This window comes from Roseovarius tolerans, assembly GCF_028885395.1.
Taxonomy (GTDB): domain Bacteria; phylum Pseudomonadota; class Alphaproteobacteria; order Rhodobacterales; family Rhodobacteraceae; genus Roseovarius; species Roseovarius tolerans.
Map to the genome: position 1 here is coordinate 1,158,905 of NZ_CP118494.1, position 18,995 is coordinate 1,177,899.

Below are 18,995 nucleotides of genomic sequence, written 5' to 3' on the forward strand. Positions count from 1 at the left end.
GCGCGGCGTGCTGCGTTTAACTCGGGCTCATGAGACATCCATTTACCAGACGTCTGTTCCTTGGTGCGGCGCTCTCGGGCATGGCGGGTGCGGCCCTTGGCGGGGCGCCTGCCGTCTCGCTGCGCCCGGTGGCGCGGCCCGGTGGCGGCGCGGCGCGGCTGGCCCCAAGCGCCGAGGCGCTGGTTGCCGAGGCGCAGCTATCGGGTCAGGTGGGCTATGCGGTGGCCGATGCCGCGAGCGGCCAGGTTCTGGAGGAGGGCGACGGCGCGACCGGCCTGCCGCCCGCCAGCGTCACCAAGGCGGTGACGGCGCTTTATGCGCTGGATACGCTCGGTCCCGGCTACCGGTTCGAGACCCGGCTGTTCGCCACCGGCGTACTGGAGGGCGGCGTGCTCAAGGGCGATCTGGTGCTTGCAGGGGGCGGTGATCCGACGCTCGACACCGATGCGCTGGCTGCGCTGGCGGCGGGGCTCAAAAAGGCCGGTGTCCGCGAGCTGCGCGGGCAGTTCCGCGTCTGGGGCGGGGCGGTGCCGTTCAAGCGCGCCATCGACGAGGGCCAGCCCGAGCATGTCGGTTATAACCCCGCGATCTCGGGGCTGAACCTCAATTACAACCGGGTGCATTTCGAGTGGAAGCGCGCGGGCGGAAAATATACCGTCTCGATGGATGCGCGCACCGCGCGCTATCGCCCGGATGTGACCGTGGCGCGGATGCAGATCGCCGATCGCAGCGGGCCGGTCTATACCTATCGCGATGCGGGCGGGCGCGATGACTGGACGGTGGCGCGCGGCGCACTGGGCAGTGGCGGTGCGCGCTGGCTGCCGGTGCGCAAGCCCGAGCTTTACGCGGCCGAGGTCTTTGCCACCTTCGCGCGCTCGCACGGCATCGATCTTGGCAAGCCCGCGCTGCAGGACAGCGCGCCGCAGGGCGGGGTGGTCGTGACCCATCACAGCGCGCCGCTGCGGGATATCCTGCGCGACATGCTGAAATATTCCACCAATCTCACCGCCGAGATGGTGGGTCTGATGACCACCGCAAAGCTGAAGGGCCGTGCCTTGCCGCTGGAGCGGTCGGCGCAGGCGATGAACGAGTGGGCGGCGCAGCGCCTCGGGATGACCGGCACGGCGTTGCGCGACCATTCGGGCCTGAGCGACCGGTCGCGGCTGACCGCGGCGGCGATGGCCAAGGGGCTGGCGCGGGCGCATGACGCGGGGTTGCTGCGGCCGCTCTTGCGCGAGCACCGGATGCGCGACGCAAACGGGCGCGAGCAGCGCAATCATCCGGTCAAGGTCGTGGCCAAGACCGGCACGCTCTATTTCGTGAGCAGCCTTGCGGGCTATGTGCGTACGCCGCAGGGGGCCGAGCTGGCCTTTGCGATCTTCACCGCAAGCGACAGCCTGCGCAGCCGGATCGACCCCAAGCGCGACGAGCGCCCGCCCGGTGCGCGCGGCTGGAACCGGCGATCGAAGCAATTGCAACAGGCGTTGATCGAACGCTGGAGCGCGGTTTACGGCGGGTGAGGCTGTGGGGTTTGCGACCTGACAAGGTTGGCCTGGAGCGGTCGTTGAATGACCCGTGGAAGGTGCCGCGCGGTCGCAGGGCCGGGGACTGGCGATGCAACGGTTGTTGCCCGCACTTTATTCCAGCCAAGTCATTCTAAACTCAACACGTTACGCGCCATTCCAAATCGCCAGGCCGCGGGACGGCCCGGCGATCGCGCGGCACCTTCGGTGCGTTTCGCGCGGTTGGTGCTTATGTTCGCTGAAGGCCAATCACCCCACCGCCCACCGCGCCTCTCACCCATTTCCGCCGAACACCGGCACCCGCCCGGCCATGTTGGCGGCGATCTGTTCCATCTGGTCGGGCTGCCCGATCAGCGCCGCCTGTTCGCGGCTTTCCTCCATCAGCACCGCATCCTCGCCCGCACCGCTCTCGGCCACGGCAATCAGCCGCTTGGCCGCGCGGATCGCGGAGGGGCTGCGGGTGGCGATCTCCTGTGCCAGATCACGAGCGGCACCCAGCGAATCGTCGGACACCTCCGTCACAAGCCCCCACGCCTCGGCCTGCGCGGCGGGGATCGGGCTTGCGGTATAGGTCAGCCGCCGGATCACGTCGGAACGGGTGAGATGCGGCAAGAGCGCCATGCCGCCCATGTCGGGGATCAGCCCCCATTTCATCTCCATGATGGCCAGTTGCGCCTCCGGTGACGCGATGCGGATATCGGCCCCGAGCGCAAGCTGGAAGCCCGCGCCATAGACCGCCCCCTGCAACGCAGCAATGACCGGCACGGGCAGGCGGTGCCAGACCATCGCCACCTCCTGAAAGAGGTTGGTATTGCCGTGGCTGCGCGGCAGGATCAGCGCTTCGGGATCGCCACGGGCCAGCGCGGCAAAGCTCATCACGTCGAGCCCGGCGCAGAACGACTGCCCCTCGCCCGAGAGGACGACGGCGCGGATATCGGCCTCGGTCAGCGCCTGTCCGGCCGCAACGATGGCCTCGGCCATCTCCGGATCGACGGCGTTGCGTTTGTCGGGGCGGGTCAGGGTGACATGGGCGATGTGATCGCGGATTTCGGTGGTGACACGGGGCATGGGGGGTCCTCCTCTGGCCGTATGAAACACGGGCCGTGCGGCGCAGGCCAGCGGAACGTGGCGGCAGACCCTTGCAGCGCCGCGCTCCATCCCGTTAACTGCCCCCATGACCGGACCCCGTTACACATCCCTTGTCGAGAGCCTGCCCGCCAACGTGCCCTTTGTCGGCCCCGAGGAGCAGGAGCGCGCGCGCGGCGCGCCCTTCGCCGCGCGGCTGGGCGCGAATGAGAGCCTGTTTGGCCCCTCGCCCAAGGCGCTTGCCGCGATTCGGGCCGAGGCGGAGGAGGTCTGGAAATACGGCGATCCGACGAGCCACGACCTGCGCGCGGCGCTGGCGGATCACATGGGTGTCGCGGTTGAGAATGTGCTGGTGGGCGAGGGGATCGACGGGCTTCTGGGCAATCTGGTGCGTCTGCTGGTGGCGCCCGGCGATGCGGTCGTCACCTCGGACGGGGCCTATCCCACCTTCAACTACCATGTCGCGGGCTTTGGCGGCGCGTTGCAAAAGGTGCCTTATCGCGACGATCGCGAGGATCTGGGTGCGCTCATTTCGAGGGCGCGCGAGGTGGATGCCAAGCTGATCTATTACGCCAATCCCGACAATCCGATGGGAACATGTGCGCGGGGCGCGGATGTTCTGGCCGCGCTCGACGACCTGCCCGAGGGCTGTCTGCTCTGCCTTGATGAGGCCTATGTCGAGTTCGCCCCCGAGGGCACGGCGGCAGAGGTGCCCGCAGACGACCCCCGCGTGATCCGCATGCGCACCTTTTCAAAGGCTTACGGCATGGCCGGGGCGCGGATCGGCTATGCGGTGGCGGCGGCGGACCTGATCAAGAGTTTCGACAAGATCCGCAATCATTTTGGCATGAACCGAATGGCGCAGGCCGGCGCGCTCGCGGCGCTGCACGATGCCGACTGGCTGGCGCATGTGCAGGCCGAGGTGGCCCGCGCGCGCGACGAGATTGCGCGCATCGCGGGCGAAAACGGGCTGCGCGCCATCCCCTCGGCCACCAATTTCGTCGCCGTCGATTGCGGGCGCGACGGAGATTTCGCGCGCGCCGTGCTGGCGGCGCTGGTGGCACGCGGCGTGTTTGTGCGCATGCCTTTTGTCATCCCGCAGGATCGCTGCATCCGTATCAGCTGTGGGCGGGCCGACGATCTGGCGGTGTTGGCCAAGGCGTTGCCGGAGGCATTGGCCGAGGCGCGCGGATAGCTGCGCGTCGGCGTCGCAGTAAAAAATTTCACCTGACAGGGGCGATTCTTGCGGTACACTCCGCCCATGCGACGTGGAAACCTGAAAGCGGCCCCGAATTACACCAATGCCGCCCTCGTGATGGGGGCGGTCAACCTGTTGTGGGTGTTCATGGTGATCTGGGCGACGCTCGGGTTTCTGGCGGTGCTGGTGACGGGCTTTGTCCTCGACAAGCTGATCCTGTGGTGCGCGCGCAGGCGGTCGGGCGGGGCCGCACGCGGCTGATCGCTGCTGGCCACGGCACCGTTACCGCAAACCCGCTTCACCCTGACGCCCCGACAGGCTAGAAGGCTGCCAAAGCAAGGCAGGAGAGAGCATGTCCGAACCCGTCGTCCTGTGCATCCTCGATGGTTGGGGGCTGAGCGAGCGCGCCGAGGCCAATGCGCCGCACCTCGCACATACGCCGAATTTCGACCGTCTGATGCAGACCTGCCCCACCGCCACGCTGATCACCCATGGCCCCGATGTGGGCCTGCCGCGCGGGCAGATGGGCAATTCGGAGGTCGGCCATACCAATATCGGCGCGGGGCGCGTTGTGGCGATGGACCTGGGGCAGATCGACCTTGCCATCGAGGATGGCAGTTTCGCGCGCAACGATGCGTTGCAGCGGTTCATTGCGCAGTTGCAGGAGAGTGGCGGCACGGCGCATCTGATGGGGCTGGTGTCGGATGGCGGGGTGCACGGGCACCTGCGCCACATCGTGGCCGCCGCCCGGGTGATCCGCGAGGCGGGCGTGCCGGTGATCCTGCATGCGATCACCGACGGGCGCGACGTTGCCCCGCGCTCGGCCCGCAGTCATCTGGCGCGGCTGATCGAGGACCTGCCCGAGGGGGTGCGTATCGCCACCGTCACCGGGCGCTATTTCGCGCTTGATCGCGACAATCGCTGGTCGCGGGTGCAGGAGGCCTTTGAGGCGATGGTGCGGGGGCAGGGCCTGCGCGCCGCCGATCCGCGCATGGCCGTGACCAATGCCTATGCCCGCTCGGAGAGTGACGAGTTCATCGCCGCCACGGTGATCGGCGATTTCCGCGGCGTGGCCCCGGGTGACGGGCTGTTCTGTCTCAACTTTCGCGCCGACCGGGCGCGCGAGATATTGCAGGCGATGGTCGATCCTGATTTCGACGCCTTCGCGCGCGGTGCGTTGCCCGAATGGGCGGCGGCGCTGGGCATGGTGGAATATTCCGACGCGCATAATGCGTGGCTCGACACGGTGTTTCCGTCGCGCGATATCGTCAACACGCTGGGGGCTTGGGTGGCGGATCACGGGTTGCGGCAGTTTCATCTCGCCGAGACCGAGAAATACCCGCATGTGACCTTTTTCCTCAACGGCGGTAAGGAAGAGCCCGAGGCGGGCGAGGCGCGCTACATGGCGGCGTCGCCGGATGTGGCGACATACGATCTCAAACCCGAGATGTCGGCGGCGGAGGTGACCGACCACCTCGTCGGGGCGATTGAGGATGGCTATGACCTGATCGTCGTCAACTATGCCAATCCGGACATGGTCGGCCATACCGGTGACCTGAAGGCCGCGATGGCCGCCTGCGAGGCGGTGGATGCGGGGCTTGGCCGGGTGCTGGAGGCGCTGGAGGCGGCGGGCGGCGCGATGATCGTGACCGCCGATCACGGCAATTGCGAGCTCATGGTCGATCCCGAGACCGGCGGGCCGCATACCGCCCATACGCTCAACCCGGTGCCGGTGATCCTCGTGGGCGGGCCCGGCGGCGTGCATCTGCGCGAGGGCGGCAGGCTCGCCGATCTGGCCCCCACCGTGCTGGCGCTGATGGGCTTGCCGCAGCCCGCTGAGATGACCGGCGAAAGCCTTTTGACATGAGGGCGCTGTTGGCCTGCGTCATCGGGTTTGCGCTGGCCGCGATGCCGGTCGCGGCAGAAGAGCCATCGGTCGCGGCGCGCGCGGCGGCGGATCAGCTGAACCGGGCGGCCGAGCAACTGGCACGCGCCGAGGGTGCGCAGAACCGCGTCAAGGCGCTAACGCAGGTGATCGGGGCCTATGAGGACGGGCTGGAGGCGATGCGCGAGGGGCTGCGCCGGGCCGCACTGCGCGAACAGGCGCTGGGTGCGGAATTGCAGGCGCGCGACGACGAGATTGCGCAGCTTCTGGGCGTGTTGCAGACCATGGGCGCGGCCCCGGTGCCGGTGCTGATGATGCACCCGGCGGGACCGGTGGGCACGGCGCGGGCGGGCATGATCCTGTCCGAGGTGGCCCCGGCGCTCGATGCCCGCGCGATGGGTCTGCGCGACAAGGTGCAGGAACTGAGCGTGCTGCGCGCCTTGCAGCAGAGCGCGGCGGACAAGTTGCAGGATGGGCTGGAGGGCGTGCAGGCGGCGCGCACCGCGCTGAGCGAGGCCATGGCCGAGCGCACCAGCCTGCCGCGCCGTTTCACCGAGGACCCGGTCAAGACCGCGCTGCTCATTGCCTCGACCGAGACGCTGGAGGGCTTTGCCAGCGGGCTGAGTGAGATCGCGGTGGACGAGGCCCCCGGCAGCCTGCCCGAGATCACCCCGCGCAAGGGCAATCTGGCGCTGCCGGTCGGGGGGGTGATCCTGCGCCGGGCAGGCGAGGCGGACGCGGCGGGCATCACCCGGCCCGGCATCGTGGTGGCGGCGCGCCCGCGTGCCCTGGTCACCACGCCGGCACCTGCGACGGTGCGCTATCGCGGCCCCTTGCTCGACTACGGAAATGTGATCATTCTGGAGCCGCAAGCCGGGATTCTTCTGGTGTTCGCCGGGCTTGATGTTGTTTATGGTCAGACCGGTCAGGTCCTGCCCGGGGGCAGTCCGGTGGGCCTTATGGGTGGGGCGGGCGCGGAAGGCGATCTGCTTTTGGCCGCAGATATGTCACAGGCGGGTGCCCAAAGAAGCCAGACGCTCTATATCGAAGTGCGTCAAGACAATTCACCGGTGGACCCGTTGACGTGGTTCAGAACCGACAAGGAAGAGTGAGACATGAAAAAATTCCTGATGGCCGCCTCCGTTGGCATCCTGACAGGGGCGATCGCGACGACACAGGTGGCGGCCCCCCTTCTGGCGCAGGAGAGCGAGAAATCGAGCAATGTCTACGAGCAGCTTGATCTTTTCGGCGATATCTTCGAGCGCATTCGCGCGCAATATGTCGAGGAGGTTGAGACCAACGAGCTGATCGAGGCGGCGATCAACGGCATGCTGACCTCGCTCGATCCGCATTCCAGCTATCTCTCGCCGGATGATGCCGAGAACATGCAGGTGCAGACGCGCGGCGAGTTCGGCGGTCTGGGCATCGAGGTCACGCAGGAGGACGGTTTCGTCAAGGTGGTCTCGCCGATGGACGGCACCCCCGCCGATCAGGCCGGGATCGAGTCGGGCGATTTCATCACCCATGTCGATGGCGAAAGCGTGCTGGGCCTGACCCTGAACGAAGCGGTCGACCTGATGCGCGGCCCGGTGGGCAGCGAGATCGTGATCACCGTGGTGCGCGAGGGCCAGCCCGAGCCCTTTGACGTGTCGATCATTCGCGACACGATCGAGCTTACGGCGGTGCGCGCCCGCACCGAGCGCGATGCCGTGGTGCTGCGGGTCACGACCTTCAACGACAACACCTTTCCCAATCTCGAAAGCGGTCTGAAAGAGCAGGTCGAGGCGCTGGGTGGCATGGAGAATGTCAGCGGCATCGTGCTTGATCTGCGCAACAATCCCGGCGGTCTGCTGACGCAGGCGATCAAGGTGTCGGATGCGTTTCTCGACAAGGGCGAGATCGTGAGCACGCGTGGGCGCGATCCGCAGGACGGCGAGCGCTTCAACGCGACGCCGGGCGATTTGGCGGGCGGCAAGCCCATCGTGGTGCTGATCAATGGCGGTTCCGCCAGCGCGTCCGAGATCGTCGCAGGGGCCTTGCAGGATCATCACCGGGCCATCGTGGTCGGGACCAAGAGTTTCGGCAAGGGTTCGGTCCAGACGGTGATGCCGCTGCGTGGCAACGGCGCGATGCGTCTGACCACGTCGCGCTATTACACGCCGTCGGGCCGGTCCATTCAGGCGCTCGGGGTCAGCCCCGATATCCTTGTGCAGCAGCCGCCGCGCAGCGAGCAGACGGCGGAAGAGGAGGAGACCCGTCCCGGTCGCTCCGAGGCTGATCTGCGGGGCCGTCTGAACAATGACAGCCTGAGCGAGGACGAGATCAAGCAGATCGAAGAGGACCGCGCGCGCGCCGAAGAGGCCGCCAAGCTGCGCGAGGAGGATTACCAGCTGGCCTATGCCGTGGATATCCTGCGTGGATTGTCGGTGATGGGCGGCAACCAGCCCGAGTGACCGGCGCTTGATTGAAAGATGCGAAACCCCGTCCGCCTTGCGCGGGCGGGGTTTTGGTTTGGGGGGTGGAATAGCCTTGAGCTTCCGTTCAGGTACAGCCCCAATGCGCGGAATCAAGGTGCCGCAGGCACCGCCGCGCAGCGCCCGACCGCCCCCTCGGGCGGGCGCTTATGCAACGTATCAAGCCATTGAAAACGCGGGAGTGCTTGGCGGGCATAAAGTGCGGTCCACCGAGGTTGCTGCGCCCACCCGGCGGTCGGGCGCTGCGCGGCTCATCGAGTTGACACTAGAGTTTCGCTCAAGACCATTCTCACCAGAATGCCGGTCCGCCGCTCCGGATCAATCTTTTGCGCCGTGAGAGGCCTGCCTCACTGCGCCTTGGCGCGGGCCGGGTCCCATGCGGCGAGAACGTTGGAATTGTCGTCGCCGTCGTATTCATAGAGCTTTTCCTCGGTCACGCCGGGGATCTTGCCGAAATCCTCGGCGGTCTTGCGCGGGAACCATGAGGAGCGGATCTGGCCGGGGAACAACTCTCCGAGGATGCGCGAGGTCGCCAGCGAGCATTGCGCCGAGGGCACCGGGCCATTGGCCTTCACAAGCTGGATCGCGCGTTCGGCCAGTTCCGGGGACACGTCGAGCCGCTGGATCTGCACATGATAGGTCTTGCGCGCGTGATAGCGGGTATAGACGTCCTCGACCGGCGGGGTGATGCCGAAGAGCACATCGTTGCGCTCCGGGATGGTGTCGTGCTTGAAACTGCCTGCGGGGTCGAAGATCACCCGCTGCGAGCCGTTGATCATCAGCGAGGTATGCGCGCCCCCGCCGGAATTGTTGTTGATCATCGTATAGACAGTCAGGCGTGGCGGGCCGTCATGCCGGTAGGCGGCGCGCGCCACCGCATCATCCGGCGCCCAGACCGTTTCTGTCGCACAGCCCGCAAGACACACCATGGCGCCAAGCGCCAGTACCAATGACCGCATCACATCTCTCCCGCGCGCGTTCGGGGGCGGCTGGATCAGCCGTTGACCGCCGCAATGAACAGCAGGAGCCCGACGATCACAACCGCCGACCATGTCACGGCCTTGATGAAGCCCTCGAATGTCTTTTCCTGAACGTCGGTATTCATCTCACCATGCTTGTGCTCGGCCATGTCGCGTGTTCCCTTGTTCGCTGAACCCATGTTTCGGCTCGTCATTACTGCATTTGCCACAGCCTGTCACGCCCCAAGCTGTCACATATCTCAGCCCTGTTCGAGATCCTGCGCGAGGCGAAAGCCGATGCGCGTCGGGGCCTCGGCCGGGGCCTTCTTCGGCAGGGCGCGCAGCATCACGTTGAGTTGGCTGACATGCTGGACAAGCTGCGTGCGCATGCCCATCTGATCCTGCCCGTAAAAGGTAATGATGTCGGGATCGAAATAGCCCATCCCCTCGATCCGGATCACGCCCGCATCGCCCCCGGCGAACCCCATCGCGACCTCGTGTTCCTCGTCCAGGGTCTTCTCGAAATTCTGGATATAGAGGATCAGCCGTTCATAGGCCCATTGCGCGACGCTCTTGCCGTCCATCGGCTTTTGCGACAGCGACTTGGCGGCGGTCTCGATACAGGGCTGGTCGGGGTCGGAATGCACCTCGTGGGCACGCGGCATCGCGGCGGCTTCAGCATGTTCGGCGCTGGTGTCGATCTCGTTACCCATCGGGGTCTCCTCCCGGCTACGCGTCCTTGATCTGCCAGAGCCAGGCCTCGTCATCGCGGCGCCAGCGGGTGACCTCGCCAGCGTGCAGCAAATGGTTGAGATGCGCAACGGCCTCGACCAGCGCGAGCCCGTAGGTGCCCCGGTCGATGCGGCGCTTGAAGAGGAGCGCAAAGCAGTCGGCGGCGGTGTGCGGTTCTTTGAGAAACGCGCGTAGCCGGTCGAGGGCGGCGTGGTGATTGCCGCTGAGTTGCGCCATGCGCAGGGGCAGGCCGGAGAAGGGCAGCTTGTGGCCGGGCAGCACCAGATGATCGTCGCGCGCATGCACCGCCAGCCGGTCACAGGCCGCCAGCCAGTCCGATAGCGGATCGGCCAGCGGTTCGGTCGGGTAGACGCCGATATTGGGGCTGATGCCGGGCAGGATCTGATCGCCCGCGATGACCAGATTGTCGTCGCGTGACCAGAGCGTGACATGTTCAGGCGCATGCCCGCCGCCCATCCGCACATCCCAGTCGCGCCCGCCCGCGCGAATCACGTCGCCCTCCTGCATCTTTGTATAGCCCACCGGAATCGGCGCGCAGATATCGGCGAAATTATAGGGGCGCTCGTGCCTGCGGTGTTCGTAGATCTCCGGGTCCATCCCGCCTGCGCGGGAAAAGGCGAGCGCCTGCGGGGTGGGGCGCTCCTCGACATCGAGGATCAGAAGACGCGCCAGAAGCCAGCTTGTGCGCGAGGCCCAGAGATCGGCGCCGAAGCGTTCCATGAACCAGCCCGCCATGCCGATATGGTCGGGGTGGTGATGGGTCAGGATCACGCGACTGACCGGCTTGCCCTGAAGGGGCCCCGCCAGAATACTCTCCCACAGCGCGACGCTGCGCTTGGAGTGGATGCCGGTGTCTACTAGCGTCCAGCTGTCGCCCTCGTCGAGCGCGTAGACATTGACGTGATCGAGCACCATCGGCAGCGGCAGGCGCAGCCACAGCACGCCCGGCGCGACCTCGGTCGCCTCGCCTTGGGCGGGCGGCTCTGCCCACGGGTGGCGGATATGCGCGCCGCCATCCATCAAGCTGCGAAATCCGAAGGCGTGAGCGCGTAGAGGTCCGCAGCGCCCGCCGTGGCATGCGCCAGATGCCCGGCATGCTCGGGCAAGAGGCGGGTGATGAAGAACCGGGCCAGCCGCGTGCGCGCGCCATCGCCGCCTTCGGCCTGCGCGGCCATCAGGTGGAAATGCGCGCCGAGGATGCGGGCAAAGCCGCGCAAGTAAGGGATCGCCCCGGCAAAGCGCTGGGTCATGTCGTCCTGCGCCAGCATCCAGTCGGTTGCCTCGCGCAGGCTCTCGGTCGCCTGCCAGACGGATTCGGCCAGATCGGGCAGACCGCCGCGCGCCGCCTCTGCCGCCGCCTGCATCTCGTCGATCAGGGCAAAGGCGGCCTCGCCCCCGTCCATCAGCTTGCGGCCCACCAGATCCATCGCCTGAATGCCGTTGGTGCCCTCATAGATCGCGGTGACGCGGACATCGCGCAGGTATTGCGCGGCCCCGGTTTCCTCGATGTAGCCCATGCCGCCATGCAGCTGCACGCCGGTATTGGCCACATTGATGCCGGTTTCGGTGCCGCCGACCTTGGCAATGGGCGTCAGGAGGGCGGCGCGCGCGGCCCAGTGTTTGGCCCCCGTCGCCGTCTCCATGTCGATGGCCTGCGCGCAGGCGAGGGCGATGGCGCGGGCGGCGAAGATCTCGGATTTCATGCCGGCCAGCATGCGGCGCACATTGGCGTGGCCGATGATCGTGTCGGGATTGTCCTTGTCGGGGGTATGCCCCTGCTTGCGGTCCTGCGCATAGGCGAGCGCGTGCTGAAACGCGCCTTCGGCCACGCCGATGCCCTGACCGCCGACGCCGAGGCGGGCATTGTTCATCATGGTGAACATCGCGCGCATGCCCTGATGCGCCTCGCCCACCAGCCAGCCAGTGGCCCCGTCATATTGCATCACCGCCGTGGGGCTGCCATGCAGGCCCATCTTGTGCTCAAGGCTCACGACATTGAGGCTGTTGCGCGCGCCGGGATTGCCGTTCTCGTCGGGGATGAGTTTCGGCACCAGAAAGAGGCTGATCCCCTTGGTGCCGGGCACGCCGTCGGGCAGGCGCGCGAGCACGAGGTGGCAGACGTTTTCGGTGAAATCGTTGTCGCCCCAGGAGATGTAGATCTTCTGCCCGGTGATCGCATAGCTGCCGTCGCCATTGTCCTCGGCGCGGGTGCGCAGCGCGCCCACGTCCGAGCCCGCCTGCGGCTCGGTCAGGTTCATCGTGCCGGCCCATTCGCCGCTCACCAGCCTGGGCAGGTAGAGCGCCTTCAATTCGTCGCTGGCGTGATGCTCCAGCGCCTCGATCTGGCCCTGCGTCATCAGCGGGGCGAGTTGCAGCGACAGGCAGGCCGAGGACATCATCTCGTTGACGGCGGTGGTCAGGGTCATCGGCAGGCCCATGCCGCCATGGTCGGGCTGTGCGCTGATCGAGACCCAGCCGCCTGTCGCAATCGCGCGGTAGCCCTCGGCAAAGCCGGGCGGGGTACGCACCACGCCGTTTTCCAGCCGCGCGGGATGCAGGTCACCGGCGCGCTGCAGGGGATAGAGCACCTCCTCGCACATGCGCCCCGCCTCGGTGAGGATGGCGGCGGTCATGTCGGGGGTAGCCTCGGCGAAACGCTCGGTCGCGGTCACCTGATGAAGGCCTATGACGTGATCGAAGAGGAACTGATACTCCGAGACCGGCGCGCGATAGGGCATGTCCATCCATCCTTTGCTGTTTCTGGCGCGTCTTGGCATCCGTTCTGAACGGCTGTAATCAACCCGGCGCAGGGCTTAGAGTAGCCGAAGGTGCCGGGACGACAACCAAAACGCGGCGTCAGGTCAGGGGACGTATATGCCAAATGCAACCAAACTATTGCAAGCCGAAGCTGCGGGATTTGACCGCGCTGCGGAGATTTGGCGCACCGGTGGCCTCGTGGCCTTTCCGACCGAGACGGTTTACGGGCTAGGCGCGGATGCGCGCGACGATCTGGCGGTGGCGCGGATTTTCGAGGCCAAGGGGCGGCCGCGTTTCAACCCGTTGATCGTGCATGTGGAGAGTGCGGCGCGTGCGCGGGATTTTGTCGAATGGTCGGACATGGCCGAGATCGTGGCGAGCGCGTTCTGGCCGGGGCCCCTGACGCTGGTTCTGCCATTGCGGGAGGGGGCAGGGCTGTCGCCGCTGGTCACCGCCGATTTGCCGACGCTGGCGGTGAGGGTGCCCGCGCATCCGGTGGCGCGCGCGCTGTTGCAGGCGTTCGGCGGGCCGGTGGCGGCCCCCTCGGCCAACCCGTCGGGCCGGATCAGCCCCACCGAGGCGGCGCATGTGATGGCGGGCCTTGCCGGACGGATCGAGGCGGTGGTCGATGGTGGGGCCTGTCCGGTGGGGCTGGAATCGACCATCCTTGGGCTGGCGAACGAGCCGGTGTTGTTGCGCCCCGGCGGCGTGCCGGTCGAGGCGTTGGAGGCAGCACTTGGCCAGCCCATTGGCCGGCGCGCCGAAGGCGCGGCGCTGAGCGCGCCGGGGCAGATGCGCTCGCATTACGCGCCGGGGGCAAAGGTGCGGCTGGAGGCCGAGGCACCGCGCCCGGGCGAGATGATGCTGGGCTTTGGTCCGGTCGAGGCCGATCTCAACCTGTCGCGGGCGGGCGATCTGACCGAGGCTGCGGCCAATCTCTTTCATCACCTGCACGCGCTTGACGGGATGGGCGCCGAGGGCATCGCCGTCTCGCCCATCCCCGAGACCGGGCTGGGGCGGGCGATCAACGACCGGCTGCGGCGCGCGGCGGCCCCGAAAGAGTAGGGGGCGCTGCCCCCGTCGCGCCGGGCGCGACTCCCCCGGAATATTTATGGCAAGATGAAGCCGTCAGCCGAGCAGGGCCAGACCGCCATAGAGCGTGACCCCGCCGAGGACGATGGCGACGATCACGTTGCGCAGGAAATAGCCCACAGCGAGGGTGACGAGGGCGGCGGCCATGCGCGGGGCATCAAGGCTGCCGCCGGTGGCGGCGGGCCAGACCACGAGGGGCGCGACAAGACCGGGCAGGACCGCCACGGCCGTGTAGCGCAGGTGGCGCAGCAGCCAGGGCGGCAAGGGACGGTTGCCGACAAGCCCGGTGAAGACGAAGCGCAGCCCGAAGCTGCCGAGGCCAAGCCCGATGATCACGAACCAGAGGTCTGCGGTTTCGATATTCATTGGCGGGCCGCCTTGCGGCGCTCCAGCCAGAGTTCGGCCTGTGCGCCGGTCATCATGCCCGCGACGCCTGCGACCAGCAGGCCGAGATTGTAGGGCAGAAAGGCAAAGCACAGTGCGGTGACGACCGAGACCAGCGCCGCCAGCACATGGGCCGGGGTGCGCAGCATCGGGCCGATCATCGCCAGAAACGTGATCGGCAGCGCGAAATCGAGCGCCAGACCCTGCGGGATCGAGGTGCCCACAAGTGCGCCGACAAATGTGAAGAGATACCAGAGCGGACAGATCGGCGTGACCACCCCGAAGAAATAGGCCAGACGCTGCGCGATGCTCCAGCCCGGGTTTTGCTCGAAGGCGGTGATGGCGCAGGCATAGCTCTGATCCACCGTGAAATAGGCGGCAATCGCGCGTTGGCCGAGCGTGGCCTCGCCGATCCACGGGGTCAGCGAGGCCGAATACATCGCCATGCGCAGGTTGACCGCGAGCGCCGAGATGAGCGCGATCAGGGTGGGCGCGCCGTCGCCCAGCAGTTGAAGCGCGGTGAACTGTGCGGCGCCTGCGATGACCAGCACGGAAAAGCTCATGGTTTCCAGTATGTTGAGCCCGGCCTCTGTGGCGACCACGCCGAACAGCAGCGAGAACGGCACGATCACGAGGATGAAGGGTGCGCCGTCGCGCACGCCTTGCCAATAGATCGATTTGGTGGTTTGAGTTGGCACCGTCCGCCCCTGAATGACCGCCTGTCCCGACACCGCCTATCCAATGCAAGGAGGAGATGCAATTGGCCCAGAGCGATGACCTATCCGGCTATGTGATCGCGCCGGACCCTGCCGCGCCGCGCCTGACGCGGGTGGTGGAGGGGGTGGACCACGAGGGCAATCCGTCTCGCATCTCGGTGGTAGAGGAACGCCCGCTGACGATCTTTCTAAACGGGCAGGAAATCGTGACGGCGATGACCATCGGGGATTATCCCGAATATCTGGCGCTTGGGTTCCTGCGCAATCAGGGGATGCTGGCGACGGGCGAGGTGGTGTGCGGGGTCGATTACGACGAGGACCTCGAGACGGTCGTGGTGCGCACCGACGGGCAGACCACCTATGAGGAAAAGCTGAAGAAGAAGACGCGGACGAGCGGCTGTGCCGTGGGCACGGTCTTTGGCGACATGATGGAGGGGTTGGAGGGTGTGCGCCTGCCTGAGGTGGAGGTGAAGACCTCGGATCTCTATGCGCTCGCCTCGAAGATCAACCGCACCCCGTCGCTGTATCTTGAGGCCGGGGCGATCCATGGCACGGTGCTGTGTCAGGGCGCGCGCCCGCTGGTCTACATGGAGGATGTGGGCCGGCACAATGCCGTGGACAAGATCGCGGGCTGGATGCTGAGTGAGGGGGTGAGCGCGGGCGACAAGACGCTCTACACCACCGGGCGGCTGACCTCGGAGATGGTGATCAAGACCGCGATGATGGGCATCCCGGTGCTGGCCTCGCGCTCGGGCTTTACCGCCTGGGGGGTGGAGATCGCGCGGCAGGTCGGGCTGACGCTGATTGGCCGGATGCGGGGCAAGCGGTTCGTCTGTCTCGCGGGCGAAGAGCGGGTGCTGCGCGACGCGGACCCCGCGAGCGTCGATGAGGAAAGCCCCAAGCATCGCCGCAAGGGGGGCGAGGCATGAGTGCGCCGCTCGGGGTGATCCTTGCCGGGGGGCAGGCGACGCGGATGGGCGGCGGCGACAAGGGGCTGTTGGCGCTGGGCGATGGCGTGATCCTCGACCATGTGCTGGCAAGGCTGGGCCCGCAGGTGGGGGCGGTGGCGCTCAATGCCAATGGCGCCCCGGACCGGTTCGCGGGGTTCGGCCTGCCGGTGCTGCCCGACCCGATTGCCGATTATCCTGGGCCGCTGGCGGGCGTTCTCGCCGGGCTCGACTGGGCGGCGGGCGAGGGGGCCGAGGCGATCGTGACGGTGGCCGCCGACACGCCGTTCTTCCCGCGTGATCTGGTGGCGACGTTGCAAGGCGCAGCGGCGGGCATGGCGCATCCGCTGGTCCTTGCCGCCACGCCGCGCGGCGATGAAGAGACCAAGTCCATGAGCCGTGGCGGGCAGGTTCGGCATCCGACCTTCGGCCTCTGGCCGGTGGCGCTGCGCGACGATCTGCGCGCCGCGCTGGAGGACGGGCTGCGCAAGGTCGTGCTCTGGACGGATAAACATGGCGGGCGTGAGGCGCTTTTTGACGAGGCGGATGCGTTTTTCAACGTCAACACGCCCGAGGATCTGGCCGAGGCACAACGGAGGGCGGCGGCATGAGATTATACGGCGTGACCGGCTGGAAGAATGCGGGCAAGACCGGGCTGATGGAGCGGCTGGTGGCGGAGATCACCGGGCGCGGCTACAGCGTCTCGACGGTCAAGCACGCGCATCACACGTTCGACGTGGATCATCCGGGCAAGGACAGCCATCGCCACAGGGTGGCGGGGGCGCGCGAGGTGCTGCTGGCCTCGCGCAACCGCTTTGCCCTGATGCACGAGTTGCGCGAGGCGGCAGAGCCGACGCTGGAGGTGCTGTTGCAAAAGCTGAGCCCGGTCGATCTGGTGCTGGTCGAGGGCTACAAGCGCGACCGCCACCCCAAGATCGAGGCATTCCGCTCCGAGACGGGCAATGCGCTCATTGCCCCCGATGATCCGACGATCCGCGCGGTGGCAAGCGATGCGCCGCTCGATCTGGACCGGCCGGTTTTCGATCTGAACGACACGGGCGTGATCGCGGATTTCATATTGGCAGAGGTGGGGCTTTGACGGGATTTAATACATTCGCGATGCTGGATTGGTCGGGCGGCAACGATACCGGGCCAACCCCCTGCCGGGATGCGATCTGGCTGGGGGTCACGCGCGACGGGGTGGACGAGGCCCCGCGCTACCTGCGCAACCGGACAGAGGCCGAGGCGGCGCTCGCACGCCTGATCGAGGAAGAGGGCGCGGCGGGGCGCAGGCTGCTGATCGGGGTGGATTTTCCGTTCGGATTTCCGGCCGGTTTTGCGGAGGCCCTGACTGGCGCCGACACGCCTTTCGCGGTCTGGGACTGGCTGGAAACGGTGATCGAGGACGCGCCGGACGGCAATAACCGTTTTGACGTGGCGGGCGAGATCAACGGGCGGTTCCCCGGGGTGGGGCCGTTCTGGTTCAACGGGCTGCAGCGCGAGATCGCCGATCTGCCGCGCAAGGATACGCGGGCGGGGCATGGCATGGCTGAGCGGCGCGTGGCGGATGCACAGGCGCCGGGCACCTTTACCTGTTGGCAGATGGGCGGCGCCGGGGCGGTCGGCGGGCAGGTGTTGACCGGGTTGCCGGTGCTCAACCGGTTGCGGCGAATGTTCTACGGGCAGGTGGCGGTGTGGCCGTTCGAGGTGCTGGACAAGCCTGTGGCGGTGGTCGAAATCTGGCCGGGCTTGATCAATGCCGCCGTGAAACGCGCCGAGGCCGAGGGCGGCATTCGCGATGCGCATCAGGTGCGGCTGCTGGCGCGTGCGCTGGCGCGATTGCCGGATGACCGGCTGGCCGAGATGCTGGCGGTGGATGCGCCCGAGGAAGGCTGGATCCTGGGCCTCGGGCATGAAGAGGAATTGATGGCGACCTGCGACGACACGCTGACGCCGCCGCCGCTGCGCGACGATTGTTTCGCGCTGCCTGCGGGCGTGGACTGGACGCCGGTAGAGGAGGCGCTGGCGCTGCTGCGCGAGCGGCTGCGCGCGGTGGTTGGACAGGAGGTGCTGCCGCTTGGTGACGCCGCCGGACGGGTGCTGGCCGCGCCGGTGACGGCGCGGCGGGCGAACCCGCCAGAGGCCAACACGGCGGTGGACGGGTATGGGTTTGCCTATGCGTCATTGACCAAGGGCGATCAGGTCTTGTCGCTGGTCGAGGGGCGCGCGGCGGCGGGGGTGCCGTATCCCGGTTCGGTGCCGCCGGGGCATGCGGTGCGGGTGCTGACCGGCGCGGCGCTGCCCGATGGCGTGGATACCGTGATCCTGCAGGAGGATGTGACCGTCGGCGAGGGGCGCATCGCGTTTCGCGCAGGCGTGAGGTCCGGGGCCAATACAAGGCGCGCGGGTGAGGATGTGGAGGCCGGCGCGACCGTGCTGGAGCCAGGGCGGGTGCTGACGCCTGCCGATCTGGCGCTTTGCGCGGCCGTGGGGCTGGACGATCTGCCGGTCTTCGCGCGTTTGCGCGTGGCGGTGATCTCGACCGGGGATGAGTTGATCGAGCCCGGAACGCAGGCGCGCGCGGGGCAGATTTACGATGCAAATCGGCCCATGCTCGGCGCGTTGGTGCAGCAGATGGGCTATGATCTGGTCGATCTTGGGCGGGTGTCCGATGATCGCGCTGCCCTGCGCGACGCGCTTGACCGGGGGGCGAAGGAGGCGGATGTGATCCTGACCTCGGGCGGGGCGTCCTCGGGGGATGAGGATCACGTCTCGGCACTGTTGAACGAGGCGGGGGCGATGGCAGAATGGCGGATCGCGCTCAAGCCGGGGCGGCCTCTGGCATTGGGAATGTGGGGCGGTGTGCCGGTCTTTGGTCTGCCGGGCAATCCGGTGGCGGCCCTCGTGTGCACGCTGATCTTTGCGCGTCCTGCGATGGCGGTGTTGTCGGGCGCAGGCTGGCATGTGCCGCAGGGGTTCGACGTGCCTGCGGGCTTCGAGAAGCGCAAGAAGCCGGGGCGGCGGGAATACCTGCGCGCGCGTATCCGGGATGGTCGCGCCGAGGTGTTCAAATCCGAAGGCTCAGGCCGGATCAGCGGGCTGAGTTGGGCCGAGGGGTTGGTGGAACTGCCCGATGGGCCTGCGGAAATCCGGCCCGGCGATCCGGTGCGCTATATCCCGTTCGGCAGTTTTCTGGGGGGCTGACCGGGTTGGGGGCGCTG

19 protein-coding genes are annotated in these 18,995 nt (G+C 67.3%); 11 read left to right on the forward strand and 8 right to left on the reverse strand.

Going from position 1 to position 18,995, the window contains the following annotated elements; genetic code table 11:
• Positions 1 to 29: 29 nt before the first annotated feature.
• A complete protein-coding gene (gene dacB / locus PVU19_RS05690) occupies positions 30 to 1,520 on the forward strand; it encodes a D-alanyl-D-alanine carboxypeptidase/D-alanyl-D-alanine endopeptidase (protein ID WP_050661033.1) in 1,491 nt (496 codons plus the stop codon).
• Between the two features lie 276 nt (positions 1,521 to 1,796).
• On the opposite strand, the gene PVU19_RS05695 is transcribed toward dacB, so the two are convergent.
• The gene (locus PVU19_RS05695; protein ID WP_050661034.1) at positions 1,797 to 2,591 is read right to left on the reverse strand and encodes a crotonase/enoyl-CoA hydratase family protein; all 795 of its coding nucleotides are present in this window, start codon (positions 2,589 to 2,591) and stop codon (positions 1,797 to 1,799) included.
• A 106-nt stretch (positions 2,592 to 2,697) separates the two neighbouring features.
• Here PVU19_RS05695 and PVU19_RS05700 point away from each other — a divergent pair, with 106 nt between their 5' ends.
• From PVU19_RS05700 to PVU19_RS05720, 5 genes are all read left to right on the forward strand, one after another.
• Positions 2,698 to 3,804, forward strand: coding sequence for a pyridoxal phosphate-dependent aminotransferase (locus PVU19_RS05700; protein ID WP_050661035.1), 1,107 nt, complete (start codon positions 2,698 to 2,700; stop codon positions 3,802 to 3,804).
• Positions 3,805 to 3,870: 66 nt separating this feature from the next.
• Positions 3,871 to 4,068: a hypothetical protein gene (locus PVU19_RS05705; RefSeq protein ID WP_050661036.1), complete on the forward strand. Its 198-nt coding sequence runs from the start codon at positions 3,871 to 3,873 to the stop codon at positions 4,066 to 4,068.
• 91 nt (positions 4,069 to 4,159) lie between these two features.
• A complete protein-coding gene (gene gpmI, locus PVU19_RS05710) occupies positions 4,160 to 5,674 on the forward strand; it encodes a 2,3-bisphosphoglycerate-independent phosphoglycerate mutase (RefSeq protein ID WP_050661037.1) in 1,515 nt (504 codons plus the stop codon).
• Complete coding sequence (locus PVU19_RS05715; RefSeq protein WP_050661038.1) at positions 5,671 to 6,804, forward strand: murein hydrolase activator EnvC family protein; 1,134 nt, start codon at positions 5,671 to 5,673, stop codon at positions 6,802 to 6,804. The genes gpmI and PVU19_RS05715 overlap by 4 nt, the downstream gene beginning before the upstream one ends.
• Before the next feature lie 3 nt (positions 6,805 to 6,807).
• Entirely contained in the window at positions 6,808 to 8,145 is a 1,338-nt protein-coding gene (locus tag PVU19_RS05720; protein WP_050661039.1) for a S41 family peptidase, read from the forward strand.
• Between the two features lie 368 nt (positions 8,146 to 8,513).
• Here PVU19_RS05720 and PVU19_RS05725 read toward each other — a convergent pair whose 3' ends face one another.
• The 5 genes from PVU19_RS05725 to PVU19_RS05745 form a co-directional block, all read right to left on the reverse strand.
• Positions 8,514 to 9,125: a hypothetical protein gene (locus PVU19_RS05725; RefSeq protein WP_050661040.1), complete on the reverse strand. Its 612-nt coding sequence runs from the start codon at positions 9,123 to 9,125 to the stop codon at positions 8,514 to 8,516.
• 35 nt (positions 9,126 to 9,160) lie between these two features.
• Entirely contained in the window at positions 9,161 to 9,295 is a 135-nt protein-coding gene (locus tag PVU19_RS05730) for an aa3-type cytochrome c oxidase subunit IV (protein WP_082237302.1), read from the reverse strand.
• 90 nt (positions 9,296 to 9,385) lie between these two features.
• Positions 9,386 to 9,838: a DUF6173 family protein gene (locus PVU19_RS05735; protein ID WP_050661041.1), complete on the reverse strand. Its 453-nt coding sequence runs from the start codon at positions 9,836 to 9,838 to the stop codon at positions 9,386 to 9,388.
• 16 nt (positions 9,839 to 9,854) lie between these two features.
• Positions 9,855 to 10,898, reverse strand: a complete 1,044-nt coding sequence (locus tag PVU19_RS05740; protein WP_050661042.1) for an MBL fold metallo-hydrolase — start codon at positions 10,896 to 10,898, stop codon at positions 9,855 to 9,857.
• Positions 10,898 to 12,616 (reverse strand): acyl-CoA dehydrogenase, encoded by a 1,719-nt coding sequence (locus PVU19_RS05745; protein ID WP_050661153.1) that lies wholly within the window; start codon positions 12,614 to 12,616, stop codon positions 10,898 to 10,900. The genes PVU19_RS05740 and PVU19_RS05745 overlap by 1 nt, the downstream gene beginning before the upstream one ends.
• 136 nt (positions 12,617 to 12,752) lie before the next feature.
• On the opposite strand from PVU19_RS05745, the gene PVU19_RS05750 reads away from it, so the two are divergent.
• Positions 12,753 to 13,700 (forward strand): L-threonylcarbamoyladenylate synthase, encoded by a 948-nt coding sequence (locus tag PVU19_RS05750; RefSeq protein WP_050661043.1) that lies wholly within the window; start codon positions 12,753 to 12,755, stop codon positions 13,698 to 13,700.
• Positions 13,701 to 13,763: 63 nt separating this feature from the next.
• Here the strand turns inward: PVU19_RS05750 and PVU19_RS05755 are convergent, their stop codons facing one another.
• Entirely contained in the window at positions 13,764 to 14,093 is a 330-nt protein-coding gene (locus tag PVU19_RS05755; protein WP_050661044.1) for an AzlD domain-containing protein, read from the reverse strand.
• Complete coding sequence (locus tag PVU19_RS05760; protein WP_050661154.1) at positions 14,090 to 14,809, reverse strand: AzlC family ABC transporter permease; 720 nt, start codon at positions 14,807 to 14,809, stop codon at positions 14,090 to 14,092. Before PVU19_RS05760 ends, PVU19_RS05755 begins: the two co-directional genes overlap by 4 nt.
• 56 nt (positions 14,810 to 14,865) lie before the next feature.
• Between PVU19_RS05760 and PVU19_RS05765 the strand changes: the two genes are divergently transcribed.
• The 4 genes from PVU19_RS05765 to PVU19_RS05780 are packed head-to-tail and all read left to right on the forward strand — an operon-like array spanning position 14,866 to position 18,978.
• Complete coding sequence (locus tag PVU19_RS05765) at positions 14,866 to 15,756, forward strand: formate dehydrogenase accessory sulfurtransferase FdhD (RefSeq protein WP_050661045.1); 891 nt, start codon at positions 14,866 to 14,868, stop codon at positions 15,754 to 15,756.
• A complete protein-coding gene (mobA, locus tag PVU19_RS05770; protein ID WP_050661046.1) occupies positions 15,753 to 16,385 on the forward strand; it encodes a molybdenum cofactor guanylyltransferase MobA in 633 nt (210 codons plus the stop codon). The genes PVU19_RS05765 and mobA overlap by 4 nt, the downstream gene beginning before the upstream one ends.
• The gene (gene mobB, locus PVU19_RS05775) at positions 16,382 to 16,873 is read left to right on the forward strand and encodes a molybdopterin-guanine dinucleotide biosynthesis protein B (protein WP_050661047.1); all 492 of its coding nucleotides are present in this window, start codon (positions 16,382 to 16,384) and stop codon (positions 16,871 to 16,873) included. The genes mobA and mobB overlap by 4 nt, the downstream gene beginning before the upstream one ends.
• The gene (locus PVU19_RS05780) at positions 16,870 to 18,978 is read left to right on the forward strand and encodes a molybdopterin-binding protein (RefSeq protein WP_200901831.1); all 2,109 of its coding nucleotides are present in this window, start codon (positions 16,870 to 16,872) and stop codon (positions 18,976 to 18,978) included. Before mobB ends, PVU19_RS05780 begins: the two co-directional genes overlap by 4 nt.
• Positions 18,979 to 18,995 lie beyond the last annotated feature (17 nt).